The sequence below is a fragment of the Paractinoplanes abujensis genome, assembly GCF_014204895.1.
GTDB lineage: Bacteria > Actinomycetota > Actinomycetes > Mycobacteriales > Micromonosporaceae > Actinoplanes > Actinoplanes abujensis.
On sequence record NZ_JACHMF010000001.1, the window covers coordinates 1,216,870 to 1,240,905 of the forward strand.

Consider the following 24,036-nt stretch of genomic DNA (forward strand, 5'->3'; position numbering starts at 1 on the left):
ACAACCGGGTGGCGGTCTCCTTGATGGAATGTCGAAGGTGTTCGCGGTGGTCGCCGCCCTGGCCATTGCCGTTTACCAGCTGTTGCCCGATAGCGCCTGGTGGACCGCGGGCTGGCAGATGGGCATCGGGTACGCCGGCGCGGCCGCGATCCTGGTCGGCGCGCGCCGGCTGCCCCGCCGCGAGCGGCTGCCCTGGTGGTGCTTCGCGGCCGGGATCGCCGCCAACGTCACCGGCATCGGTGTCTCCGTCTTCAGCGACGTGGTGCTGCACCTGGTCGACCTGCCGACCCCGGCCGACCCGTTCTTCCTGCTGCTCTACCCGTTCTGCGCGTTCGGCCTGGCCGTCCTGATCCGGCGGCGTGAGGCCGGCCGCGGCCGCAACTGGACCGCCATGGTCGACGCGACCACCATCACGACCGGTTTCGGGTTGCTGGCCTGGGTCTACGTGATCGCGCCGTCGGCCGAGGGCGGCCACATCACCATGCTGGGCGAGGCCACCCAGGTCGCCTATCCGATCGGTGACCTGGTCATGCTGGCCATGATGGCCCGTCTGCTGCGCGGCGGCGGCCGGCGTGGTGCGCCGTTCTGGTGGGTCACCGGGTCACTGGCGGCGTTCCTGATCGGTGACACGGTCTGGGTCGTGATGGGCAACCTGATCGACCAGGGCTACCCCGTCGAGGACATCCTCTGGCTCAACCGGGCCATCGAGTCGATCTTCCTGGTCGCGTTCACGCTGTTCGGGGTGGGTGCCCTGCACGCCGACGCGCGGTCGCTGGCCTCCTCGGCCGGAGCGGAGGTCGCGCGGCTGGGCCGGATGCACCTGCTGCTGCTGACCGGGGCGTCGCTGATCGCGCCGGCCCTGCTGGCAGTGGAGGTGCTGCACGGCGAGGTGCACGACGGCATGGCCATCGTGATCGGCTCGGCTGCCCTGTTCCTGCTGGTCGTGACGCGGATGGCGCAGCTGGTGCGTGAGGTCGAGCGGCAGGCCCTGCAGGTGCGGGAGCTGGCCCGGCGCGACGACCTGACCGGGCTGCCCAACCGGCGGGCCTGGAACGACGAGCTGCCCCGGGCCCTCGAGCACGCCCGCCGCGAGGGCCGCCCGGTGTGCGTGGCGCTGCTCGACCTCGACCATTTCAAGCAGTTCAACGACACGTACGGGCATCCGGCGGGCGACCGGCTGCTCAAGTCGGCCGCGGCGGCCTGGCACGGCAAGCTGCGCACGATCGACACGCTGGCCCGCTACGGCGGTGAGGAGTTCGTCGTGCTGCTGCCCGGCGCCGACGCGGACGAGGCCCGTGAGGTGCTCGAACGGGCGCTGGCGGCCACCCCGCTGGGCCAGACCTTCTCGGCCGGCCTCGCGGTGTGGGACGGCGCCGAGACCTCCGACGAGCTGATCCAGCGGGCGGACACCGCGCTCTACCGCGCCAAGTCGGACGGGCGCAGTCAGGTCAGCGAGGCCGCGAACCGCCCCGCCGCCGCGGCCGTGACGAAGTAGGCGTAGTCCTCGTCGAGCTTGCGGCCCATGGTCGACAGCGGCACCGGGCTCGACCGCAATGCCGCGTCGAGTCCGTCGGCACCGACGCGGGGCAGCCGGTGCCTTCCGGCCAGCGGAGCCAGGGCGGCGTCGATCTCCGCGGCCAGGTCGGGGGCCAGGCCGTCCGGCACCGGCAGGTCGGCCGGGACCAGAGCCACTTTCCCGTACGCGGTGAGGCTGTGATGCGAGACGCCGCGGTGCCGGGGCCGGCCGTCGCCGGTGGAGATGCGCAGCGACCCGACCGGCCGCCCGCCCAGGATCCCGATCGCGTTCACCGCCTCGCCCAGCGCCACACCGGAGAAACCCCAGGTCGTGCCGGTGCCCAGATTGCCCGGCCCCTGGGCGACAACCGTGATGTCGGCCCGCAGCACGTGGCGGGCGGCCAGCAGCCCGGTGTGCACGGTGCTCGCCTCCAGGTCGCCCCCGTACGCCTGGCCGGTCGTGACAGTGCCGGCCAGGTGGGGGCGCAGGCCGTCGAGGGTGCGCGAGAACCACGCGGGCAGCGCCCCGCCGTCGGTCATCACGTACGCGACCTTGGCCGCCGGCTTGTCGGCGTGAATGCCCGCGAGGACGGCCGGCAACGCGGAGTGCAGGTCGGCGGTGACCACGGGCATGCCGTCGAGCGACTCGGCCGCGGCCATGACCGCGCGGTGCGGGGAGGCCTCCTCGTCGACGCCGAGCCGGATGACCTGCAACGGCGTGTAGCGAGCCTTGACCAGATGACCCGAGTCGCGCGTCGTGCCGTCGTCGGCCGGGTCGGCGGGCAGCCGGTCGGGCAGCGCGACGACGAGCGCGTACCCGCCCGTGCCGAGGCCCATGACCAGCGCGCCCACGTTGAGCAGCACACGGTCGCCGGGCTCGGGCTCGCCCACCAGCTCGGGGTAGGCCAGCGACCGCAGCGGCCCGTCGCCGGTGACCACGTCGAGCTCGACGGCGCCGCGCCACTGCCGCCGAACCGCCCGGACCGTCCCCGACCGCCACCGCACCATGGCCGCCAACCCTATATGTCGACCCCGCCGTCGACGTGGTTGCGGCCCGCCGTGCCGCGCGTCGGGTCGAGGAAGACGTAGCGGATCGCGGGGAAACGGGCCCGCAGGCGGCGCTCGGCGTCGTCGGAGGCGGCCTCGATCTCGCCGCCGCTCACCGAGTCGCGGAAGTCGACCTTTGCCGCGACCAGCACGTCACCCGGGCCGAGCTGCATGGTCAGCAGCGTCGGCACGGCGTCGACGACCGGGATCGAAGCCAGGTCGGCCGCGATCTGGTTGTGCATCCGGCGCGGCACCGCCCGGCCCACCAGCAGCGACGCGTTGGTGCGGGCGAGGATCGCGGCCACCACGAACAGCAGCAGGCCGATGGCGATCGAGGCGATGCCGTCCCACGCCGTGTTGCCGGTCAGCTCGGTCAGCGCCAGCCCGGCCCCGGCCAGGACCAGGCCGATCAGGGCGGCCGAGTCCTCGAAGTAGACCGCCTTGACCGTGGTGTCGGGGGTCAGCCGCAGGAACCGCGACGGCGTGATGCCCCAGCGCCGCGACGCGCCCGTGACCTGACGCCGGGCCTTCAGGAACGACGTGCCCTCGGCTGCGAACGAGACAGCCAGCACGACGTACGACCACAGGAAGGCGCCCATCTCCTCGCCGTGCACGATCGTCTCGATGCCGTGGTAGATCGAGAACCCGGCCCCGCCCACGAAGGTGAACACGGCCGCGATGAAGGCCCAGACGAAGCTCTCCTTGCCGTACCCGAACGGGTGTTCCTCGTCGGCCGGGCGCACGCCGCGGCGCAGCGCGACGAACAGGAAGACCTCGGTGATGGTGTCGGCCAGCGAGTGCGCCGACTCCGACACCATGGCCGCCGAGCCGGAGAACAGGCCGGCCACCAGCTTCGCGACCGCGATGGCCAGGTTGGCCAGGCCCGCGATGATGACGGTGCCGACACTCTCGTTCTCTGGTTGTTCGGACTGTTGTGACGAATCGGTCGGATCGAGCGGCTCGGCGGCGGCCAGACCGACCGGGAGCTGGTCTTCAGGGGTCTGCGGGGTGGTCACCCGGCCATGCATTCCACACTCGGGGCCCCGGGAAACCGCCCGGGTGTAGCGCGTACGTCACTGTCGCGTCCACCCTGCTAGCGTTGCCAACCGTGTCGCGGACCCGCACCGAGCGCCTGGTGAACTTGGTTATCTGCCTGCTTTCCACGCGGCGGTTCCTGACCGCCGCGCAGATCGCCGCGACCGTCCCCGGTTACGAGCACGATCCGGAGGACCCGCGCGACCACGAAGCGTTCCAGCGCAAGTTCGAGCGCGACAAGGCCGAGCTGCGCGACCTCGGGGTCCCGCTCGAGACCGGCACGGCCAGCGTCTTCGATCAGGAACCGGGCTACCGCATCGCGCACCGCGAGTACGCGCTGCCCGCGATCATCCTCGAGCCCGACGAGGCCGCCGCGGTGGGCATCGCGGCCCGCCTCTGGCAGCACGCCGGCCTGGCCGCCGCCGCGTCGTCGGGCCTGGCCAAGCTGCGCGCGGCCGGGGTCGAGGTCGACCCGCAGGCCACCCTCGGGGTCGAGCCGGTGGTCACCGTCGACCCCGCCTTCGGGCCGCTGACCAGTGCCGCCCGCGAGCGCCGGGCGGTGACGTTCAGCTATCGCGTGCCCGAGGTCGACGACCCGGCCGTGCGCAAGGTCGAGCCGTGGGGTGTCGTCTGCTGGCAGGGCCGGTGGTACGTGGTGGGCCACGACCGGGACCGCGGTGCGACCCGCTGCTTCCGGCTCTCCCGCATCGTCGGCACGGTCAAGGCGCTGGGCCGGCCGGGCGCGTTCACCCCGCCCGAGAACGAGGACCTGATCAGCCACGTCGCCCGCTGGTCGGGGCCGGTGCCGCAGACCGGCCGGGCCACCGTCACCGTGCGGCCGGGGCGGGCCGCGGGGCTGCGCCGCTGGGCCACCGAGTCGGTGCCGGGTCCGGACGGCGACTGTCTGACCATCCCGTACGCCGACGCGGAGCGGCTCGCCTCCACGATCGTCGGCTACGGGCCGGACGTGCGCGCCGATGGGCCGCCCGAGGTCCGCGACGCCGTCATTCAGCTCCTGAAAGAGGTCGTCGCCCGCCACGAGGTCGCGGCATGAACGACCGCACCGGAGTCAACGAAGTGTCCGCAAGGCCAGGAGTGCCTGCCCCGGGAGGTACAGCGTGACCGGGCCCCGGCAGTCCGCCGACCGGCTCGGACGGCTGCTCAACCTCGTGCCGTACCTGCTGGCCCGGCCGGGCATCCTGGTCGCCGAGGCGGCGGCCGACCTCGGCGTCAGCGAACGTCAGCTGCGCGAGGACCTCGAGCTGCTCTGGGTCTGCGGCCTGCCTGGCTACGGTCCCGGCGACCTGATCGACATGGCGCTCGACGGTGACCGGGTCACCATCAGCCACGACGCCGGCATCGACCGTCCGCTGCGGCTGACCCAGGACGAGGCGCTGGCCCTGGTCGTGGCGCTGCGGATGCTCGCCGAGACCCCCGGCACGGGCCACCGCGACGTCATCGAGCGCGCCCTGGCCAAGATCGAGAACGCGGCGGGGGACCTGGCCGACGCCCCGGTCGCCGTGCGGCTGCCGGCCAACTCCCCGCGCGTCGACCAGGTGCGGGCCGCGGTCGAGAGCCGCCACGCGCTGCGGATGACCTACTACACGGCGGCCCGCGACGAGACGACCGACCGGGTCGTCGACCCCATGCGGGTGCTGATGGTGGGCGGCAAGGCCTACCTGGAGGCCTGGTGCCGCCGGGCCGAAGCCACCCGCCTGTTCCGGATCGACCGGATCGACGACTTCACCGAGCTCGACGAGCCGTCCCGGCCGCCCGCCGGCGCCGAACCGCACGACCTCACCGAAGGCGTCTTCCGGCCCACGCCCGACCTGGAACTGGTCACGCTGCGGGTCGGCCGGCACAGCCGCTGGATCACCGAGTACTACCCGGTGGAGGAGGTCCGCCGCTCCGGCGGCGACGAGTGGATCGTGACCATGCGGGTCACCGACCTGGGCTGGGCGCAGCGGCTGCTGCTCGGCCTCGGGCCCGACGTGACCGTGGTCGGCCCGCCCGAGCTGCTCACCCGCATCCGCGAACAAGCCACGGCGGCGCTCGACCAGTACAGCAGCCCCGGCCGGTAGGGTGGCCCGGTGCTGATGTGGATCTGGATCGCCGTGGTCGTGATCGCCCTGATCATCCTGCTGGCCGTCGGGGTGCGGCTGCTCGGCAAGCTCGACGGGCTGCGCCGCGCGGGCCTGCGGCTGCAGAAGCGCCAGGCCGACGCGGCGAAACTGCAGGCCGCCGCGGCTGAGCTGCAGGAAACGGTGCTGGCGGTGCAGCAGCGGGCCGAGATCGCCCAGGACCACGTCGCGGCCCTGTCGCCCGGACCCAAGAAGGGGTAACCTGCGGCGTTCCTTCCCCGTTGTCCAAGGATTCGGGGGATGGTGGCAAACCCGCGAGGGTCCGTGGGCCGCATCACCAGATTTGACACGTACGATGGACCCCGCACACCTGATCCGACCGACTGGAGTTCACCCATGGGCGCCCTCAAGCCATGGCACATCATTGTTTTCGTGGTCGTCCTCGTGCTGCTTTTCGGCGCGAAGCGGCTTCCGGACGCCGCGCGGTCGCTGGGCCGGTCGCTGCGGATCATCAAGGCCGAGACCAAGGGCCTGGTGGACGACAACAACGACGTCGCCGAGAAGGCCGAGCCGCAGTACTCGCGCCAGCCCATCCAGGGTGAGGTGCAGCAGCCGGGCCAGCCGGGCTACCAGCAGGCCCCGCCGCCGCAGGGCTACCAGCAGGCCCCGCCGCCCCAGGGCTACCAGCAGCAGCCGTACGTCGACCCGGTGCAGCAGCGCACCAACGACCGCTGAGCTGCTAGCCGGTCATGAAGCTAGCCCTTCGCCGTCAGGGGCCCAGCAAGTTCCAGCAGGCCTCCGACGGCTCGATGACGCTGATCGACCACGTCCGCGAGCTGCGTAACCGGCTCTTCGTCGCGTCGCTCGGCCTGGTCGTCGGCCTGATCGTCGGCTTCATCCTCTCCCAGTGGGTGTTCGGGCTGCTGGAACAGCCGTACTGCCGGCTGCCCTCCTCGATCGCCACCCGCGCCGACGGTTCGACGTACTGCGACTGGGTCGTCCTCAACGTCACCGACACCCTGATCCTGCGCCTCAAGATCGCGCTGTGGGTCGGCATCATCGTCGGTTCGCCCGTCTGGCTCTACCAGCTGTGGGCCTTCGTCGCGCCCGGCCTGCACCGCCACGAGCGCAAATGGGCGTACGTGTTCGTCGCGATCGCCGCCCCGCTGTTCGTCGGCGGCGGCATCCTGGCCTACTTCGTGGTCGGCCACAGCCTGGCCTTCATCATGGAGGCCGGCGTCCTGGGGGAGGCGACCAAACTAGAAGTCTCGTCGTACATCGGGTTCGTGACCAACATGATCCTGATCTTCGGCGTGGCCTTCGAGTTCCCGCTGATCCTGCTCATGCTCAACTTCACCGGCGTCGTGTCGGCGAAGAAGCTGCTGGGCTGGTGGCGGATCGTGGTGTTCCTGTCGTTCGCGTTCGCCGCGATCGCCACCCCCGACCCCGGCCCGTTCGGCATGACGCTGCTGGCGCTCTGCATGGTCGTGCTCTACCTGATCGCGACCGGTGTGGCGGCGCTCAACGACAGGCGCAAGGGCCGCGGCCAGGAGCTGTACGCGGGGCTCGACGACGACACGATCTCGCCGCTCGAGGACGAGCGGGTGCCGGTCGGCGCGTCCGACCCGATCGAGGCCCCGGCCCCGGTCGAGGCGCCCACCCCCGTCGCGAAACCCCGCCCGCTGGACGGACGCTTCGACGACATGACGTAGGTCACTGCCCGGGCCGCTATGCTGCCCCGCTGTGACGAGCTTTGAGATCGCGGTGCTGGCCAACCCCACAGCGGGGCGCGGCCGGCACCGCGATCTGCTTTCCCAGGTGCTGCACCGGCTCGGCCCGGGCGCACGACTGCTGGAAGCCCACAGCGGCGAAGAAGCCGAAGCGGCGTGCCGGGCGGCTGTCGCCTCCGGGGTCACGGCACTGGTCGCGGTGGGCGGCGACGGCACGATCCACCGGGCGTTACAGGCAGTGGCCGACCGGCCCGTACTCTTCGGCGTCGTCCCCGCCGGCACCGGCAACGACTTCGCGGCCGGCGTCGGCGTGCCGGCCGACCCCCTGGCCGCGGCCGACGTGATCGCGGCGGCCCTGCGCGAGGGCCGGTACGTGCCCTGCGACTTGGCCCGCGTCGAGTTCGCGGCCTCCCGCACCGGGATCCCCGGCTCTTCCGTCACCAGCGCGCCTGGTCCTTCCCCCGCCGGCGTGCCTGGTCCTTCCTCGGCCGGCGCTCCCAGCGCATTCTCCTCCAGTGAACTCAGCTCTCCCTCCGACCTCCGGGGCCACGGCTCCTCTACCCACGATTCGCACTCCGCCGCCCTGACCACCGACGCCTCACCTCCTTATGCCGATAAATCGGGCGGAACAGAAAAGGGTGAGGTTGGGCGCGGGGGAGCGGAGAGCGCGGAGGCCGGGCGCGCGGACGTAGGGAGTGGGGCGGCTGGGCGTGCAGTAGGTGGGCGTGTGGAGATGGGGGGAGGTGAGCGGGACGTGCGATGGTTCGGGGCGGTGCTGGCCGGGGGTTTTGATGCGCTGGTCAACGAGCGGGCCAACTTGATGCGCTGGCCGCGGGGGCCCCGGCGGTACGACCTGGCCATTCTGCTGGAGCTGGCCCGGCTCAAACCGCGGGCGTACGGGATGGAACTGGACGGCGTGGACCACAGCTTCGCGGGCATGCTCGTGGCCGTGGGCAACTGCGCCAGCTACGGCGGGGGCATGCGGATCCTGCCCGACGCCGACCCCACCGACGGGCTGCTCGACGTCGTGGTCGCGGCGCCGTTCGGGCGGGCGGCTCTGGCGCGGCTCAAACCGCGCCTGCGGCGGGGCACTCATGTCAGCGACCCCAGGGTCACCGTGTTTCGCGCCCGGCACGTGCGTCTCAGGTCCGACGGCATCGTCGCCTACGCGGACGGGGAGCGCCTCGGTCCTCTTGACCTCGACTTGACCTGCGCCCCGGGTGCGGTTCGGTTGCTCCGGTGAATTGTTCATCAGATCCGGCGGGGCCGGCCGATCGAGGAGGTCATGCAGATCAACTCGCTCAGCTCCCTGGTCACCTCCGCCTACGACACCGCCCGGTCGAATCTCAGGAGCATGGCCGAAGCCGCGGCTGCGCCCGAGGTGAAGCCGGCCCTGGCCGAAGCGCCCCAGCCGCAGCCCGAGCCCCGGGCCGAGGCGGCCCCCAGGCCCGTCCCTGGTCAGCGTCAGGGTGTCAGCCTCGACGCGTACGCTTAGCCCTCGCGTAAGGCCCTCATCAATCTAAGTCCATCTATGCTCGCGAGGCTGCGGGCATGGTCCTCACCCGACGCACCCTCCTGCTCAGCTCGGCCGCAGCAGGCGTGGCCGGCGCCGCCACCACCTGGCCGCTGGCCGCCACGGCAGCACCGTACCGGGGTCCGCTGCGCTCCGACCCGTTCACGCTCGGCGTCGCCTCGGGCGACCCGGAACCCGACGGCTTCGTGCTCTGGACCCGCCTGGCCCCCACCCCCTTGGCCGAGGACGGTCTCGGCGGCATGCCCGACCGCGTCGTGCCCGTGCAGTGGGAACTCGCCGCCGACGAGCGTTTCCGCACGATCGTGCGCCGCGGTGTGGCCGCGGCCCGCCCGGAGTCGGCCCACGCCGTACACGTGGAACTCGGTCATCTGCTGCCGGGCCGTGAATACTTCTATCGCTTCCGGGCCGAGGGGTATGTGTCCCCGGCCGGGCGCACCCGCACCGCGCCGCCGCTGTGGGCGACCGGCGGCACCCTGGCCATGGCGTTCGCGTCCTGCTCGCAGTACGAGCACGGCTACTTCACCGCCTACCGTCACCTGGCCGCCGACGAGCCCGACATCGTGCTGCACCTGGGCGACTACCAGTACGAATACCAGGCCGGCGTCTACACGATCCCCGGCGGAAACCCGCGCGACCACGCCGGCCCGGAGACCGTCACCCTGGCCAACTACCGGCAGCGGCACGCGCAGTACAAGACCGACCCCGACCTGCAGGCCGCGCACGCCGTCGCGCCCTGGGCCGTGGTGTTCGACGACCACGAGGTCGAGAACAACTGGGCCGACGAGGTGCCCGAGCAGCCCGACCCGGCCTTCCCGGCCCGGCGTGCGGCCGCGTTCCAGGCCTACTACGAGAACATGCCGCTGCGCCGCACCTCGATCCCGCGCGGCCTCGACATGCAGCTCTACCGGCGGCTGCACTGGGGCCGGCTGGCCACGTTCCACCTGCTCGACACCAGGCAGTTCCGCGACGACCAGGCCTGCGGCGACGGCTACAAGGACTGCGCCGACGCGTACGACCCGGCCCGCTCGATCACCGGTGAGCGGCAGGAGACGTGGCTGCTCGACGGGTTCCGCCGCTCGTCGGCCCGCTGGGACGTCCTGGGCCAGCAGGTCTTCTTCGGCCAGCGTGACAACAACGCGGGCCCGCAGGTCGTGACCAGCATGGACTCGTGGGACGGCTACGCCGCGTCGCGCGAGCGGATCACGCGCGGGTGGGTCGACGCGGGCGTACGCAACCCGGTCGTGCTCACCGGTGACGTGCACGCCCACTGGGCCGACGAGCTGAAGCTGGACTACGCCGATCCGACCTCCAGGACCGTCGGCACCGAGCTGGTCTGCTCCTCGATCACGTCCACCGGCGACGGCGCCGACGTGCCCACCGGGCAGCACCCGTGGGCCGCCTGGAACCCGCACCTGCGCTTCTACAACAACCAGAGAGGCTATGTCCGTACGCGGATCACGCGGGACAGCCTCACCGCGGACTTCCGTGTCGTGGAGTACGTGACCACGCCGGGTGCACCCGTGCACACCCGGGCCACGTTCGTGATCGAGGATCGCGTGCCCGGCCTGCACCAGACCGCCGACAACCCGACCCCGTCGCTGCGCTCCGCCGCCGCTGCCGACACCGTCGAGCAGGAGACGTCACGCCCCTGAGCACCCGGCCAGGGCCAGGGTCGCCTCCAGACCGTTGGGGCGGCCCGGCTCGGCTGCGGGCAGCACCAGCGCGGCGCACCCGGCGGCCACGGCCCCCGCGTCGGCGGGCGTGTCACCCACCATGAGCGTGCGCTCGGGGTCGGCGCGCACCATCCCGCAGGCCCGCAGGAAGATCGCCGGGTCGGGCTTGGTGCGCCCGACCTCGTAGCTCAGCGCGAACGCGTCGATCAGGGGACTCAGGCCCCACGCGTCGAACAGGGGGCGGATGTCGAAGCCGACGTTGCTGACGACCGCCACCTTGATCCCGGCCTCGTGCAGCGTGCGCAGCGTGGACTCGGTGTCGGCGTACGGCAGCCAGCCGTCGGGCGCCAGCAGCCGCTCGTAGAGGGCGTCGGCCAGCCCCTCCACGTCCGTCGAGACGGTCGCGGCCAGGCCCGTGTACGCCGCGCGGTGGCTCTGCGCGTACAGGTCGCGGTCGGCCCAGTGCTCGGCCAGGTGAGGCGGCACCCGGTGGGGCAGCGGACCCCCGGCCCGCCCGGCTGTGACCAATCTGTCGGCCAGCACTGTCGCCTGGCCCCGGTCGAGCTCGCGACCGCACGCCCGGGCGGCGGCCACGACCCACGTCACAGGGTCCTCCACCTGGGCCAACGTGCCGTGGAAGTCGAACAGCACGGCGTCGACCTCACGGCGCGGCCGATGGGGAGGGTGATCGGTCGATGCGACATCCGGCACGGGAGCACCATACCCACCACGCCTCACGGGGCGGGACGCAACCGCCCGTGCTGCTTCTTGTCACACCGACGAACTAGCCTGGTGTTCATGACGAGTCCCGCCGAACGGTATGCGCAATCGGTGAGGCGGGCGGCCCGGGTGGCCGAGTTTCCCGCGCTCTCGGATTTCATGCTCGACGTCGGCTTCGACCTGGACGACTTCCAGCGGTCCGCCTGCGAGTCGCTCGAACGGGGCAGCGGCGTGCTGGTGTGCGCGCCCACCGGCGCCGGCAAGACCGTGGTCGGTGAGTTCGCGGTGCACCTGGCGTTGCGCGCGGGTGAGCGCAAGTGCTTCTACACGACGCCGATCAAGGCGCTGTCCAACCAGAAGTATCACGACCTCGTCGAGCGCTACGGCTCCGACAAGGTCGGCCTGCTGACCGGCGACAACGCCATCAACGGCGACGCGCCCGTGGTCGTGATGACCACCGAGGTGCTGCGCAACATGCTCTACTCGGGCTCGTCCGCGCTGAAGAACCTGGCGTACGTGGTGATGGACGAGGTGCACTACCTGGCCGACCGGTTCCGCGGCGCGGTCTGGGAAGAAGTGATCATCCACCTGCCCGCCTCGGTCACGCTGGTCTCGCTCTCGGCCACGGTCAGCAACTACGAGGAGTTCGCCGACTGGCTGGTCACCGTGCGGGGCAAGACCGAGGTGATCGTCAGCGAGCACCGGCCCGTCCCGCTCTGGCAGCACATGCTGGTCGGCCGGCGCATGTTCGACCTGTTCCACGACGCCGACGCCGCCAAGAAACACGACGTGCACCCCGAGTTGCTGCGCTACTCCCGCGAGATGCTGCGCCGGCTCGAGATGACCGACCGGTCGTACGGTCCCGGTCGTGGCGGTCGCGGCAAGCGCTGGCAGCCGCCGCCGCGGGCCGAGGTGGTCGACCGGCTCGAACGCGCCGATCTGCTCCCGGCGATCCTGTTCATCTTCAGCCGGGCCGGCTGCGACGCCGCCGTGCAGCAGTGCCTGGCCGCCGGGCTGCGCCTGACCAACGCCGACGAGCGGGCCGAGATCCGCCGCATCGCCGAGGCCCGGGTCGCTTCGATCCCGCGCGAAGACCTCTCCGTGCTGGGCTACTGGGAGTGGCTCGACGGCCTCGAGCGGGGCGTCGCCGCCCACCACGCCGGCATGCTGCCCGCCTTCAAGGAGGCGGTCGAGGAGTGCTTCGTGCAGGGCCTGGTCAAGGCGGTCTTCGCCACCGAGACCCTCGCGCTGGGCATCAACATGCCCGCCCGCTGCGTCGTGCTGGAGCGGCTGGTCAAGTTCAACGGCGAGGCCCACGTCGACCTCACCCCGGGGGAGTACACGCAGCTCACCGGGCGGGCCGGGCGCCGCGGCATCGACGTCGAGGGCCACGCGGTCGTGCTGTGGAGCCCCGAGGTCGACCCGCGGCACGTCGCCGGCCTGGCCTCCACCCGGACGTATCCGCTGCGCTCGTCGTTCCGCCCGTCGTACAACATGGCGGTCAACCTGGTCGGCTCGGTCGGCGCCGACAAGGCCCGCGACCTGCTCGAGTCGTCGTTCGCCCAGTTCCAGGCCGACCGTTCCGTGGTGGGCCTGGCCCGCCAGGTGCAGCGCAACGTCGACACCATGCAGACGTACGGGCAGGACGCCGCGTGCCACCACGGCGACTTCGACGAATACTTCGCCATCCGGGTCGCGATCGCCGACCGGGAACGTGCGCTGGCCCGCCAGGGCGCCTCGCACCGCCGCGCGGCCATCGTGGAGTCGCTCGAGAAGCTGCGCGTGGGCGACGTGATCCGGGTGGCCCAGGGCCGCCGGGCCGGGCTGGCCGTTGTGCTCGAGGCGCCCAACGGCGGTTTCGGCGAGCCCCGCCCGATGGTGCTCACTCAGGACAGGTGGGCCGGTCGGGTCAGTCCGGCCGACTTCGCGGGCGAGGCCGAGGTGCTCGACCGCCTGCGTGTCCCCAAGCATTTCAATCCGCGCTCACCCGCCGCCCGCCGCGACCTGGCGGCCCAGGTCAGCGCGACCGGTCACGACCGGCAGAGCGGCGGCGGCCGACGTCGTAACCGGGGCGGCGGCAACTCCGGCGAGGACGCCGAGATCGCCCTGCTCAAGGTGCAGATGCGGCAGCACCCGTGCCACGCCTGCCCCGACCGGGAGGAACACGCCCGCTGGGCCGAGCGGCGGCACCGGCTGGCCCGCGACACCGACGCGCTGCGCGACAAGGTGGCCGGGCGCACGGGCTCACTGGCCCGCACGTTCGACCAGGTGTGCGCGGTGCTGGCCGAGCGGGGCTACCTTTCCGCCGGCGGCGACGTCACCGAGACGGGCCGCATGCTGGGCCGCATCTGGTCGGAGGCCGACCTGCTGATCGCCGAGTGCCTGCGGCACGGCGTGTGGGATTCGCTCGACCCGGAGGAACTGGCCGCGGCGGTGTCGATGGTGCTCTACGAGTCGCGCCGCGAGGGCGACGACCGGGCTTCGGTGCCCAAGGGTGCGATCACCGAGGCCGTCGACGCCTGCGCCAAGCTGTGGGGTGACATCGCGGCCGACGAGTCCGAACACGGGCTGACGCTGACGCGCGAACCCGACCCGGGGTTCGTCTGGCCGATGTATCGCTGGGCCCGCGGCGAGCCGCTGGCCCGCGTGCTGGCCAGCGGCCACAACTACGACGCGGACATGCCGGCGGGCGACTTCGTGCGCTGGGCGCGACAGGTGCTCGACCTGCTGGCCCAGCTCCGCGAGGCCTCGGCGGCGTCGGAGGAGCTGCGGGCCACCGCCCGCAAGGCGATCACCGCGGTCAACCGGGGGGTGCTGGCCTATCAGGCCGGCCTGTGACGGCCAGGGCCACCTCCGCGCACTCCACGACGATCTTGGGCCGGCCCGCCCGGGGCTCGCCCGTGCGATACCGCATCGTGAGCACCCCGAGCAACCGGCCCTCGTCGTCGCGCAGCGGATACGACCGCGACGTGGCGAACTCGTCCTCGGCGAAGCTGCGCAGCCGTACGGTCGCCGCCGCGTCGTCGAGACGTAGTTCGCACGCGTCGGCCGAGCCGACGATGGTGGCGGCCATCAGGATCGCGGTGTGCACGGTGTCGGCGTCGGCCAGGGCCAGGAAACGGTCGTCGACCAGGGCCCGCGGGTCGGCCCGCAGCCGCTCCCGCAGATCGGCCAGCAGGGTGCGCCGGGTCGCGCGGACCTCGCCGTCGACGGCCTGCTGCTGGATGCGGGCGCGGATGCGGGCCTGATCGATCTCGGTGCGCCGGCGCTCGGCGGTGGCCCGGGCCAGGTCGTCGGCGCCGTCCGGCACAGTCAGGCGCGGATCACCGTCCTCGTGGCTCTCACTCGTGCCGGGCAGAAGCCGGGGACCGGCTCCGGCTGCCTCGATGGCCCGGCTCACCGCGGCCCGCGGGCCGACCAGCCGCAAGGCCCGGCCGGCGTCGGCCGCGGCCTGATGCGCGTCGAGCAGCAGCCGGATCGTGCCCGCGTCGACCAGCCGCACCGCCCGCACATCCACCACGACCTCGGGCCGGCGGCGCGCCCCGGCCCAGGCCAGGGCGGCGCCGAGGGCCGCCCGCACCCGGTCCCGCGCGCTCCCGTCGAGGCTGCCGGCGAGCGCGACGAAGCCCGCCTGTTCGCCGGGGGCTAGGGGAAGGTGGAAGCGCGGGTCACTCATCGTCACCGCCGGTGCGGGAGTTTTGCCCAGGTTACGCGACCCCGATGACCGGGGCTATCGGGTGTTGGACCGCCTCTCACCCCGCCGCGCACCGGGCTGGCTCCGGCACCGGCTGGGCCACACCGCGCACTGACGTGTCAAACGCCCTTCAGGACACGAGCCAGAGCCGTCCGTCCGGCCGGACCCCAGTGCGGCTTGCCACCGGGCCGGCCGCGGTCCCCGTTCTGGCCCATCAGCATCAGGAACAGGCATTTCATGGCGGCCAGCCCGCGTGCCCGGCGGAACGTGGCCCCGTCCACCCGGGGGTAACGGTCGAAGAACCGGGCGGCGCCCCCGTCGGGCAGCAGCAACCACGCGGCCCCGAGGTCCCACGCCGGATCGCCGGCGAACAGCGCCCCGAAGTCCACCACGCCCGCCAGCGTGCCGTCGGCCACGACCACGTTCGCGGGATGCAGGTCGCCGTGTACCCACACCCGGGGTCCCGGCCATTGCGGAGTCGCCGCCGCGTCGTCCCACACGGCCCGGATGTCGTCCGCGGCGAAGCCGAAGGCTTCCAGGTCCACGGCGTTCAGGAAATGCTCGAATCCGTCCCCGGAGTCCCTGGGGTGGGTGCCGAAGTCGGAAGCGCCCGGAGCCTCGGCGGGCGCCTCCACATGCAGCGCGGTGAGGAACGCGGCCAGCGTGTCCGCTGCGTGGTCCCCGCGGGTGATCGTCGTGTGGTCCAAGGGCGTGCCGTGCACCCAGGTCATGACGGTCCACATTTTCGGAAAGCGCTCGGAGGGCGTGCCGTTGCGCACCGGCGCCGGAACGGGCAGCGGCAGACGTCCAGCCAGCCGGGGTAGCCAGCGCCGCTCCTTGAGCTGCGGATCTCCGCTGGTGTCCATCCGCTGCATCCGGACGGCCAGGTCGTCACCGAGGCGCCACATCTGGTTGCCCCAGCCGCCCGCCACCTCACGGACAGGCAGATCGGCCAGGTCGGGGTGCTGCTCCCGCAGCAGGACACGGACCAGATGCTCGCTGATCTCCGGCACGGCAGTCACGCTAGTGCAGAGAGGTGGGGAGCGCAGTGGCGGATACGGCGTACGAGATGCGTGTCCTGGACGTGGTCGAAGTGGTGCAGGGGCCCGGGGCAGACGTGTGCCTCAGCGGCGGCTGGGCTGTCGACGCGTTGCTCGGCGAGCAGACCCGCAAGCACGACGACCTCGACATCTGGCTCCCGGCGGACCAGTTGCACGAAGCCTTCGAGGGTCTGACCCGCCTCGGGATCGACCGGATCCACCCGTGGCCCGGCGACCGGCCGTGGAACTTCGTGCTGCACGACGGTGCGCGCCGCCGGCTCGACCTGCACCTGTACGAGGTGCGCCCCGACGGCCGCCTCCACTACGGGTCGGCCCTGCACGGCGAGTCGTTCCCGGCCGCGGCGCTGGCCGGGCAGGGGAGTGTCGGCGGAATTCCCGTACGGTGTGAGGCCGTGGAGTGGTCGTTGCGGTGGCACACCGGCTATCCACCACGGGACAAGGACCACCACGACATCCGGCTGCTGCGCGAGCGGTTCGGTTGAGTCACCAGACGTCGCCGTTGCGCCAGTCGCAGGCGAGCAGCCCGTCGAGGTCGAGGGGGCCGCCGCGGACGAACGTGCTGTCGTCGTCGTCGGGCGTCAACGACAGGCCGGCGGGGGAGAGCACGGCCGTCCGCCCGCGCCAGGGCAGCCAGCCCCGCGACTCGTAGAGGGCGCGCCCGGCGTCCGAGGCCGACAGCGCCCCGAAGTCGTACGCCCGGTCGATGGCCTGCTCGGCCGCGGCCATCACCTCGCCCGCCAGCCCCTGCCGCCGCCACGCGGGGTGCACGGCCACGGCTTCGACGTAGCCGCAGCGCCAGGCCCGATCGGCGTGGAAGAAGCTGCGCTGGACCACAGCCGCGTGCGCGACGATCGTGTCCTCCCGTACGGCCAGGAAATGCAGGCCGCCGAGCGCGTGCTCCCAGTCGTCGTCGGAGAAGTCACCGTCGAAGGCGTCGTCCAGCAGGCGGCGAACGGCGGAACGCTGCCCGTCCGGCAGGGCCGGGGTAGGGATCACGAGGTCACCGCCCAGCGAAGGAAGTCGGATGCATCCTGGCCGCGGGCGGTTGGATCGTCGTAGAGCGCAGGGTCGCCGGGCCGTTCGCGGATGCGCAACGCCTCGCGTCCGATGCGGTGCCAGCGCGGGTCCAGGTGCGACACGATGTAACGGCCCGCGCCGCTTTTCGACGTCAGCTCGTCCAGCGCCAGCAGGTGGTGCAACCGGGCCACCCCGAGCACGACCCAGGCGATCGACGGATCGTGGATGCCGAACGCCTCGGCACCGGCCTCCTCGACCTGTTTCAGCGTGGACCGCCAGTACGTGTCGAGGTTGCCGCGGGTGAAGGCGCGCAACTCGGCCCGGTCGGTGTGCACCGGCGGCAGCGGCCCGCGCACGACCACCGCCCGTTCGGCCAGCTCGTGCCACGTCACCGGGTTGATGTCGATCGTGCCGGCGGAGTCGAACACGCCCTGGAAGAAGGCGGGCCGCCGCCCCACGGTCAGCGCCGGGACGGCCAGGTCGGCCGGCGTGCAGTGGAATCCGTCGAACACCATCTCGGGGTGCCGCTCCTTCGTGGCCGCGTGCGCCTCGGCCAGCACAGCGTGGTCGGGGGGTTCAGCCCACACGCCGACGAAATCGACGTCGCTGCCGGGGAAGAACTCCCCCCAGCACAGCGAGCCGTGCAGGAACAGGCCGGTCAGCGCTCCGGGCGCGCGGGCGTCGGCCTCGTCGGCGAACGTACGGGCGATCTCCACGGTCTGCACCTTATTGGACGTACGCGAATAGGGTGCTGGCATGACGACGCCGGGTGCCCGCGCGAGGGAGCAGTACGAGACGACGACCGAGAACCTCACGTCCCGGATCGCCCTCTACGACTACCGCACCAACCCCCAGGACTGGTATTCGTGGCTGGCCGAGCGCCTGCCTCTGCGCGGCGACGTGCTGGAGGTCGGCGCCGGCACGGGTGCGCTGTGGAGCCGCGTCGACCCCCGGGCCCACCCGATGCGCCTCACGCTCGTGGATTTCTCCCCGGCCATGTGCGAGCGGCTGCGGCAGGTGCCCGGCGCGACGGTGCTGCGCGGCGACGCCACCCGGCTGCCGTTCCCCGACGCGAGCGCCGACCTGCTGCTCGCCAACCACATGCTCTACCACCTCGACGACCCCGAGGCGGCCCTGCGCGAGTTCGCCCGGGTGCTGCGGCCGGGCGGGCGGCTGGTGACGGGCCTCAACGACGACGACCACCTGGCCGAGATCGGCGAACTGGGGCCCGCGGTCGGGCGGCCCGATCTGAGCCTGCGACCGGGGCACAACGACATCACGGCGAGCACTGCCACGGCGTACGTGGGAAGGCTCTTCACCGAGGTCACGACCGAGCGCTATCCGTCCGAGCTGGCGGTGCTGGGCCCGGAGCCCGTGCTGCGTTACGTGGCCAGTCAGGGCCGCGCGCCGCTGACCCCGGCCGAGGAGGCCGTTGCGCGCGAGTTCATCAACGCTCGGATCGCCGCCGACGGCTCGTTCCGTATCCGCCAGCACGCCGTGTTGATCATGGCGAAGAAAGGGGCTCGCTGACGGCAAGTCCATTGCGTTGATCATGGCGAGAAGTACGACCCGCTGACGGCAAGTCCACTGCGTTGATCATGGCGAGACGTACGACCCGCTGACGGCAAGTCCACTGTGTTGATCACGGTGAGAAAAACGACCCGTCGGCGGCGAGCGCTGTGTTGATCAGGGTGAGGACAGCGCCGCCCCGCTGACGATCTCCAATGCGGCGAGCCGCAGAGCGTCGCTGCGGGCGTAGACGGAGGCTCCCGGCCCCGGCTCCAGCCGCCCGTTGACGCCGCTGTAGCCGCCCCCGGCCTCGCGGACGATCAGCGAGGTCGACGCGAAGTCCCAGATCTGGCCGCCGGTCTGCACGGCCAGGTCGAGGTCGCCGCGCGCGATCATCAGGGCCGGGTGGATCGGCCACGGCAGGGCCGGCGTGACCTCCTTGAGCGGCGCCACCAGTTCGCGCCCCCAGTCCTCGGGGACCACGCCGAGCCGGCAGCCCGCCACCGTGTCGGCCCCCGCCGAGACGTGCACCGGTGTCTCGGCGACGACCCGGCCGCCGACGATCCGCCCCTCGAACGCGCCGCCGCCGCGGGTCGCCCACCACACGCTGCCCTGCGCCGGATGCGCGGCCACCGCGGTCGTGACCACGCCGTCCTCCTCGAGCGCGATCAGCACCAGCCAGCGGTCGTCGCCCGCCACGAACAGCGCCGTCCCGTCGATCGGGTCGATGATCCAGCGGCGCCCGGCCGAGCCGGTCTGGCCCTCCTCCTCGCCCAGGATCGCGTCGGACGGACGGGCCGCGGTCAGCACGTCCCGGATCGCCGACTCGACGGCCCGGTCGGCGGCGGTCACGACCGAGCCGTCCGCTTTGACCTCGCGGGGCAGCTCGGCGAGGGCCTCGAAGTGCGGCAGCGCCACGGCGGCCCCGGTCATCGCGGCGCGCTGGGCGAGCTGAAGATCCGTCTCCACGTAGCCCATCCTGCCTCCGATCGGCGGGCCGGCCGGCGCGAATCGCTGGTGTGTCACCCGCTTCACTCCCCAAGCACACCGCACGTGAACGGTCAGTGGATTTCGGCTGTCGCCACCCCGACGGTTCCCGGCGGCACCTCGGCCACGATCTGGCCGGCCGGGTTCATCACGCACGTCGGCCCGAGCCCGAGATGCGTGGTGCCGCGTTCCCCGGTCACGTCGGCCGAGGCCAGCCACAGCCCCGTTTCGGCGACGCGTCTGCGGCGCAGGGCGTTGTGCTTTTCCTGCCACTCGTACGCCTTCTCGCGGCGCATCATGTTCTGCGCCGGAAAGGCGAGCAGGGTCGCTCCTTGACGCGCGATCGCGGCGGCGGCGTGCGGATACCGGCCGTCGAAGCAGATGTTGACGCCGAAGGTCGTGCCGCCCGCCCGGAACACCGGATAAGCGCCGCCCGCCGTGAAAACGCGCTCACCCCGGGTCAGAAACGTCTTCCGGTACGCCCCCAGGTAGCACCCGCCGGCGAAGACCGCGGCGCTGTTGTAGAAACGATCCCCGTCGCGCTCGATCATGCCCAGCACCACGGTCCCCGGCACGTCGAGGCGCACGTCGGCGCAGCGCATCGCGTGCCGGCGGACGTGTTCCGGGGTCGGCTGGTAGCCCTGCAGGAAACACTCCGGGAAGACCAGCAGATCGACGCCCGCGGCCTGCCGAGCCACATCGTGCACGAGGTCGCGCGCGGCTGCCACATCACCGAGAATCTCGGGCGTCTGACACACCCCGATCAGCATGACCCGAGTCTGCCGCATAATCCCGGGTGATGAACGGGACCCGCGTCTGGATCGGCGGCTCGCCCTGCGCGGGCAAGAGCACGGTGGCTGCCCTCGTCGCCGAGAGCGTGGGGTGGCCGCTCTATTCGTGCGACGACGCCTTCGACCGTCATGCGGCTGTGGCCGGCCCGGCGATGCGCAAGGTGACCACGATGCCGATCGGTGAGCGCCTCGCCCAGCCCGTCGACGTGCAGGTGGAGGACGTCGTCCGGGCCTGTCGTGAGCAGTTCCCGCTGATCCTGGCCGACCTCCCGCCCGCCGCCGTGGTGGAGGGCGCCGCGCTGCTTCCGTCTCTGCTCGCCGGCTTGCCCGTGCCGCCGGCCGACGCGGTCTGGCTCGTACCCACCCCCGCTTTTCAACGCCACCACTACGCCCGCCGCCGGTGGGCCCGCGACCTGACGAGGGGCCTGCCCCCGTCGGCGTTCGACCGCTGGATGGAGCGCGACGAGCGGTTCGCCGCGAGGGTGGCCGCCGAGGCGCGCGACCGGGGCTACCGGGTCCTCACCGTGGACGGCTCGTTCGACGTGCAAACGACCGCAGAATGGGTAGTGGACTCAGATGAGTGACACCTCGAACGCGGGGCCGAGCACGGATCAGCACATCACCGGCGCCCCGGAGACTGACCCGTTCCCCACCGACAACCCGCCCGGCTCTGCCACGCCCGCCACCGGGAGCAGCAACAAGGGCGTCAACGCAACCCGGGCCAACCGCGGCGAGGACGAGGCCGGCGCACCGGTCCCCGAGCCGCCGGACTAGGCCTGGCTCGGGGCGTGCAAGGTCAGGGTGGTCCACGCGCCGACGTGCACGCGGTCGCCGTCGGTCAGGGCGCGGGACTGGCCGGCTGTCAGCGGTGCCTGGTCGTCGTTGACGTACGTGCCGTTGGTCGAGCCGACGTCGGAGACCAGCCACACCCCGTCGACGCTCAGGGTCAGCAGCGCGTGCGAGTGTGAGACGCCGGGGTCGTCGTCGGACAGGTCGATCTCGGGGTGGGTGCCCTTCGAGGTGCTCTTGCGCCCGATCCGCACCTGCGGCGGGGGCAGGGGGACCGTACGGGTCTTGCCGTCGGCGGGGAACTCGATGCCGTCGATCGCGTTGTCCTCGAAGTAGGACCGGTCGGGCGCGATCGTGACCGTCCAGCCCGCCAGCTCGGCCGGGGAGCCGGGCGTGGCCGGGGCGACCAGCGTGGGCACCCGGCCCGTGCTGTGGTCGTAGCCGCAGTCCTCGCAGAAGCGGCTCGACCCGGCGCGGGGTGTGCCGCAGTTGGGGCAGGGCTCAGCCGTAGTCGCCGGAGGCGCCGGCGTGACCACGGGAGCCGCCGGGGCACCGGGGGTGATCTTGGCTCCGCACGTGTCGCAGAAGTCGCTCTCCTCCGACACGTGACCCTTGGGGCAGGCGTACGTCGTCACTGGCCGCGCCCCACCCGCACGGTCTTCGTGGAGCGGGTGTCCAGCGCCATCTCGTCGGCCGCGGCCACCTTGCGCCGCAGCCGCACCGTGCCGGTCGCCGCGTCCTCGATCTCGACCACCGTGGCCAGCAGCTCGGAGGTGGCCTGGTTGCCGCTCTCGTGGGCCAGCTGCGCCGCCCGGCCGAACTTGATCGTCGCGGTGTGGTCGTCGCCGGCCTTGCGGGCCTCGATGCCGGCCTGGATCGTCTCGGCCAGCTCGGCCTGCCCGGTGTAGTGCGCGACCTGCCGGTTGATCTTTGTGGACAGTGCGACGTCGTCGGTCCAGACCGCCCGGACGAGGGACTGGGCGTGCACCGTGTCACCCTCGACGACTGACACCCGGGCCGCCAGCATCTCGTCGCCGGCCGCACCGGCGGGCACGTCGATGCAGATGTGGTAGTCGCGGCTCTCGGCGCCCCACGAGCCCAGCGGGTAACGCCCGGCCCGCGCCCCGTCGGCCACCCGCTTGCCGGTCAGGTCGGCCACCTGCGGCTCGACCTGCTTCACGAAGCGGACCGTGGCGTTCACCGGCGTCCACACCTTGAGCTGCACGTCGGCCGAGGTCTTGCCCATGGCGGCGGTCATCATCTGCTCGAAGGCCGCCGTGAGGCCGTCGGGCCGGGCCACGATGTCGACGGTGCCCAGCATCGCGTCGGCGATCTTGCGGAGCTCGGAGACCTTCCAGTTGGTGCCGACGCCGCGGCAATCGACCGCGAACTTGCCGCCGATCGACTCGAGCACGCTCTCCAGGTAGCCCTGCCGCTCGCCGTTGTCGCCGTCGGTGAGCATGATGGCGTGCGCGATGTCGCCCGGCCGCTGCGCGAACAGCTGCGCCGCGAGCAGCAGCCACGCGCCCATCGCGGTGCCGCCGCTGGCGTGCAGCCGGTCGATCGCCCAGGTCGCCTCGGCCCGCGTCTGCGCCGAGGCCACCGCCAGCTGACCGGGCGCCGGGAAGAGCTGCTGCGCCGTGCCGACCCCGGCGATCAGCGCGAAGTGCACGCCGTCGTCGATGCAGGCGACCGCGGCCTTGGCGGCCTGACGGGCGGCGGCGATGCGCCCCTCGGCCTGCATCGAGCCCGACGCGTCGACGATGATGATCTCGGTCGCCCCGGACGTGCGGGTGCCGGTCGCGCTGCCGGACGACGTGACGGTGACGATCGCGTTGACCTCGGTCGCCCCCAGGGCGAGGTACTCGTTCTGGAAGGCCTCGGCGGTATAGGTCATCCCTGTTCTCCCCCAACTGGCGTGATCGGTACCAGGGCCACGGTGATGTTGTCGGCGCCCCCGGCGGTGATCGCGTAGTCGGCGAGCCACCGGGCCGCAGTGATCAGCGTGCCCTGTTCGCGCAACCCCTCGCGCACCGCGGCGGCGAAGGCGGCCGGGTCGGTCAGGTAGTTCCACAACCCGTCGCTGCACAGCACGAGATGCCCGGGGTCGCCGACCACGAACTCCGCCGTCCGCGGGGTGATCGAGCCCGCGTCGGCCCCGAGCCACGCCGTGATCGCGTGCGCCTTGGGGTCGCGCATCGCCTGCTCCGGGTCGGCGCCCAGCGAGATCACGTGGGTCGCCCACGAGTCGTCCTCGGTGAGCTGCTCGGCCACACCCTCCTCGGGCACCCAGTACGCCCGGCTGTCGCCGATCCACCCGACGGTGACCGCGTCCCCGCGCACCGTCGCCGCGACGATCGTGCAGGCCGGGTTGGAGGCCTGCCGCCGCGGGTCGCCCTCGGCGGCCAGCTTGGCCACCGCGATCTGCGCCGCCCCGATGGCCGTGGCCAGGTCGAGGCCGTCCCGCAGGCCTTCCCCGGCCGAGGTGACCGCGGTCAGCGAGGCCACATCGGGATCGAACGACGAGGACACGCCGTCGCTGACCACCACGTCGACGTCGGTGCCGCGCGTGGCCAGCCACATCGCGTCCTCGTTGCGATGGTGGCGCAACCCGCGGTCGGTCACCGCCGCCGCCACATCGCCGCAGTCAGTTTCGAGGTGATCGCGTTCCCGCCCGGCCAGCATCCCGCAATGCTCGCAGTACCCGTCCTCGCCCACACCACCCGGGGTCCCGCAGTTCGGACAGGGCGGCTCGGGGGTCAGCGACCGCCCGCAGGCCTCGCAGAAGGCCGCTCCGGCGGCACGCTCGTCGGCGCACGAGGCGCAGTCGGTCATGGTCATCGTGCCTCGCTG

At 72.3% G+C, this 24,036-nt stretch carries 26 protein-coding genes; 14 read left to right on the plus strand and 12 right to left on the minus strand.

All coding sequences use genetic code 11. The features are described 5' to 3' along the window. Nucleotides 1–28 precede the first annotated feature (28 nt). Complete coding sequence (locus tag BKA14_RS04965) at nt 29–1,495, plus strand: GGDEF domain-containing protein (protein WP_221477229.1); 1,467 nt, start codon at nt 29–31, stop codon at nt 1,493–1,495. Here the strand turns inward: BKA14_RS04965 and BKA14_RS04970 are convergent. Together BKA14_RS04970 and BKA14_RS04975 are read right to left on the minus strand one after the other, a co-directional pair. After that, nucleotides 1,444–2,523: a DUF3866 family protein gene (locus BKA14_RS04970; protein WP_184949748.1), complete on the minus strand. Its 1,080-nt coding sequence runs from the start codon at nt 2,521–2,523 to the stop codon at nt 1,444–1,446. The two genes, BKA14_RS04965 and BKA14_RS04970, sit on opposite strands and share 52 nt — an antisense overlap. 11 nt (nt 2,524–2,534) lie before the next feature. After that, the gene (locus tag BKA14_RS04975) at nt 2,535–3,536 is read right to left on the minus strand and encodes a cation diffusion facilitator family transporter (protein WP_438861938.1); all 1,002 of its coding nucleotides are present in this window, start codon (nt 3,534–3,536) and stop codon (nt 2,535–2,537) included. A gap of 134 nt (nt 3,537–3,670) precedes the next feature. On the opposite strand from BKA14_RS04975, the gene BKA14_RS04980 reads away from it, so the two are divergent. The 8 genes from BKA14_RS04980 (at nt 3,671) to BKA14_RS05020 (ending at nt 10,594) form a co-directional block, all read left to right on the plus strand. Then, entirely contained in the window at nt 3,671–4,651 is a 981-nt protein-coding gene (locus BKA14_RS04980) for a helix-turn-helix transcriptional regulator (RefSeq protein WP_184949750.1), read from the plus strand. 64 nt (nt 4,652–4,715) lie between these two features. Further along, nucleotides 4,716–5,678, plus strand: a complete 963-nt coding sequence (locus tag BKA14_RS04985; RefSeq protein WP_184949751.1) for a helix-turn-helix transcriptional regulator — start codon at nt 4,716–4,718, stop codon at nt 5,676–5,678. Nucleotides 5,679–5,693: 15 nt separating this feature from the next. Then, nucleotides 5,694–5,939 (plus strand): hypothetical protein, encoded by a 246-nt coding sequence (locus BKA14_RS04990; RefSeq protein WP_184956563.1) that lies wholly within the window; start codon nt 5,694–5,696, stop codon nt 5,937–5,939. Nucleotides 5,940–6,074: 135 nt separating this feature from the next. Further along, nucleotides 6,075–6,413 (plus strand): Sec-independent protein translocase subunit TatA, encoded by a 339-nt coding sequence (tatA, locus tag BKA14_RS04995; protein WP_184949752.1) that lies wholly within the window; start codon nt 6,075–6,077, stop codon nt 6,411–6,413. Between the two features lie 14 nt (nt 6,414–6,427). Then, nucleotides 6,428–7,390, plus strand: coding sequence for a twin-arginine translocase subunit TatC (gene tatC / locus BKA14_RS05000; RefSeq protein ID WP_184949753.1), 963 nt, complete (start codon nt 6,428–6,430; stop codon nt 7,388–7,390). 31 nt (nt 7,391–7,421) lie between these two features. After that, nucleotides 7,422–8,651, plus strand: coding sequence for a diacylglycerol/lipid kinase family protein (locus BKA14_RS43585; RefSeq protein ID WP_239092486.1), 1,230 nt, complete (start codon nt 7,422–7,424; stop codon nt 8,649–8,651). 42 nt (nt 8,652–8,693) lie between these two features. Continuing rightward, nucleotides 8,694–8,903, plus strand: coding sequence for a hypothetical protein (locus BKA14_RS05015; protein WP_184949754.1), 210 nt, complete (start codon nt 8,694–8,696; stop codon nt 8,901–8,903). A gap of 56 nt (nt 8,904–8,959) precedes the next feature. Next, nucleotides 8,960–10,594 (plus strand): alkaline phosphatase D family protein, encoded by a 1,635-nt coding sequence (locus tag BKA14_RS05020; protein ID WP_184949755.1) that lies wholly within the window; start codon nt 8,960–8,962, stop codon nt 10,592–10,594. Here the strand turns inward: BKA14_RS05020 and BKA14_RS05025 are convergent. Continuing rightward, nucleotides 10,583–11,326 carry an HAD family hydrolase gene (locus tag BKA14_RS05025; RefSeq protein WP_239092485.1) on the minus strand — a complete coding sequence of 248 codons (744 nt, stop codon included), beginning with the start codon at nt 11,324–11,326 and terminating at the stop codon, nt 10,583–10,585. The two genes, BKA14_RS05020 and BKA14_RS05025, sit on opposite strands and share 12 nt — an antisense overlap. An 87-nt stretch (nt 11,327–11,413) precedes the next feature. Between BKA14_RS05025 and BKA14_RS05030 the strand changes: the two genes are divergently transcribed. Next, nucleotides 11,414–14,173 carry a DEAD/DEAH box helicase gene (locus tag BKA14_RS05030; RefSeq protein WP_184949757.1) on the plus strand — a complete coding sequence of 920 codons (2,760 nt, stop codon included), beginning with the start codon at nt 11,414–11,416 and terminating at the stop codon, nt 14,171–14,173. Here the strand turns inward: BKA14_RS05030 and BKA14_RS05035 are convergent. Together BKA14_RS05035 and BKA14_RS05040 are read right to left on the minus strand one after the other, a co-directional pair. Further along, nucleotides 14,136–15,011: an STAS domain-containing protein gene (locus BKA14_RS05035; RefSeq protein WP_184949758.1), complete on the minus strand. Its 876-nt coding sequence runs from the start codon at nt 15,009–15,011 to the stop codon at nt 14,136–14,138. The two genes, BKA14_RS05030 and BKA14_RS05035, sit on opposite strands and share 38 nt — an antisense overlap. Nucleotides 15,012–15,148: 137 nt before the next feature. After that, entirely contained in the window at nt 15,149–16,042 is an 894-nt protein-coding gene (locus BKA14_RS05040) for an aminoglycoside phosphotransferase family protein (protein ID WP_308441149.1), read from the minus strand. 56 nt (nt 16,043–16,098) lie between these two features. On the opposite strand from BKA14_RS05040, the gene BKA14_RS05045 reads away from it, so the two are divergent. Further along, a complete protein-coding gene (locus BKA14_RS05045) occupies nt 16,099–16,572 on the plus strand; it encodes a nucleotidyltransferase domain-containing protein (RefSeq protein WP_184949760.1) in 474 nt (157 codons plus the stop codon). A 1-nt stretch (nt 16,573) separates the two neighbouring features. Here BKA14_RS05045 and BKA14_RS05050 read toward each other — a convergent pair whose 3' ends face one another. Together BKA14_RS05050 and BKA14_RS05055 are read right to left on the minus strand one after the other, a co-directional pair. Then, entirely contained in the window at nt 16,574–17,116 is a 543-nt protein-coding gene (locus BKA14_RS05050) for a GNAT family N-acetyltransferase (protein ID WP_438861939.1), read from the minus strand. Next, a complete protein-coding gene (locus BKA14_RS05055) occupies nt 17,083–17,823 on the minus strand; it encodes a DNA polymerase subunit beta (RefSeq protein WP_184949761.1) in 741 nt (246 codons plus the stop codon). The genes BKA14_RS05050 and BKA14_RS05055 overlap by 34 nt, the downstream gene beginning before the upstream one ends. Nucleotides 17,824–17,863: 40 nt before the next feature. On the opposite strand from BKA14_RS05055, the gene BKA14_RS05060 reads away from it, so the two are divergent. Then, on the plus strand, nt 17,864–18,637 hold the full coding sequence (locus BKA14_RS05060; protein ID WP_184949762.1) for a class I SAM-dependent methyltransferase: 774 nt from the start codon (nt 17,864–17,866) through the stop codon (nt 18,635–18,637). Nucleotides 18,638–18,793: 156 nt separating this feature from the next. Here BKA14_RS05060 and BKA14_RS05065 read toward each other — a convergent pair whose 3' ends face one another. After that, nucleotides 18,794–19,594, minus strand: a complete 801-nt coding sequence (locus BKA14_RS05065; RefSeq protein ID WP_184949763.1) for an inositol monophosphatase family protein — start codon at nt 19,592–19,594, stop codon at nt 18,794–18,796. Nucleotides 19,595–19,677: 83 nt separating this feature from the next. After that, on the minus strand, nt 19,678–20,373 hold the full coding sequence (locus BKA14_RS05070; protein WP_184949764.1) for a carbon-nitrogen hydrolase family protein: 696 nt from the start codon (nt 20,371–20,373) through the stop codon (nt 19,678–19,680). 29 nt (nt 20,374–20,402) lie between these two features. Between BKA14_RS05070 and BKA14_RS05075 the strand changes: the two genes are divergently transcribed. Both BKA14_RS05075 and BKA14_RS05080 read left to right on the plus strand, forming a co-directional pair. Next, complete coding sequence (locus BKA14_RS05075) at nt 20,403–20,978, plus strand: hypothetical protein (protein ID WP_184949765.1); 576 nt, start codon at nt 20,403–20,405, stop codon at nt 20,976–20,978. Next, nucleotides 20,971–21,168 carry a hypothetical protein gene (locus BKA14_RS05080; protein ID WP_184949766.1) on the plus strand — a complete coding sequence of 66 codons (198 nt, stop codon included), beginning with the start codon at nt 20,971–20,973 and terminating at the stop codon, nt 21,166–21,168. The genes BKA14_RS05075 and BKA14_RS05080 overlap by 8 nt, the downstream gene beginning before the upstream one ends. Here the strand turns inward: BKA14_RS05080 and BKA14_RS44915 are convergent. From BKA14_RS44915 to BKA14_RS05095, 3 genes are read right to left on the minus strand one after another with little or no spacing between them, the layout of a single operon-like run. Continuing rightward, nucleotides 21,165–21,818, minus strand: coding sequence for a double zinc ribbon and FHA domain-containing protein (locus tag BKA14_RS44915; RefSeq protein ID WP_184949767.1), 654 nt, complete (start codon nt 21,816–21,818; stop codon nt 21,165–21,167). The genes BKA14_RS05080 and BKA14_RS44915 overlap by 4 nt on opposite strands. Beyond that, nucleotides 21,815–23,080 carry a vWA domain-containing protein gene (locus BKA14_RS05090; RefSeq protein ID WP_184949768.1) on the minus strand — a complete coding sequence of 422 codons (1,266 nt, stop codon included), beginning with the start codon at nt 23,078–23,080 and terminating at the stop codon, nt 21,815–21,817. The genes BKA14_RS44915 and BKA14_RS05090 overlap by 4 nt, the downstream gene beginning before the upstream one ends. Next, nucleotides 23,077–24,024, minus strand: a complete 948-nt coding sequence (locus tag BKA14_RS05095) for a protein phosphatase 2C domain-containing protein (protein WP_184949769.1) — start codon at nt 24,022–24,024, stop codon at nt 23,077–23,079. Before BKA14_RS05095 ends, BKA14_RS05090 begins: the two co-directional genes overlap by 4 nt. Nucleotides 24,025–24,036 lie beyond the last annotated feature (12 nt).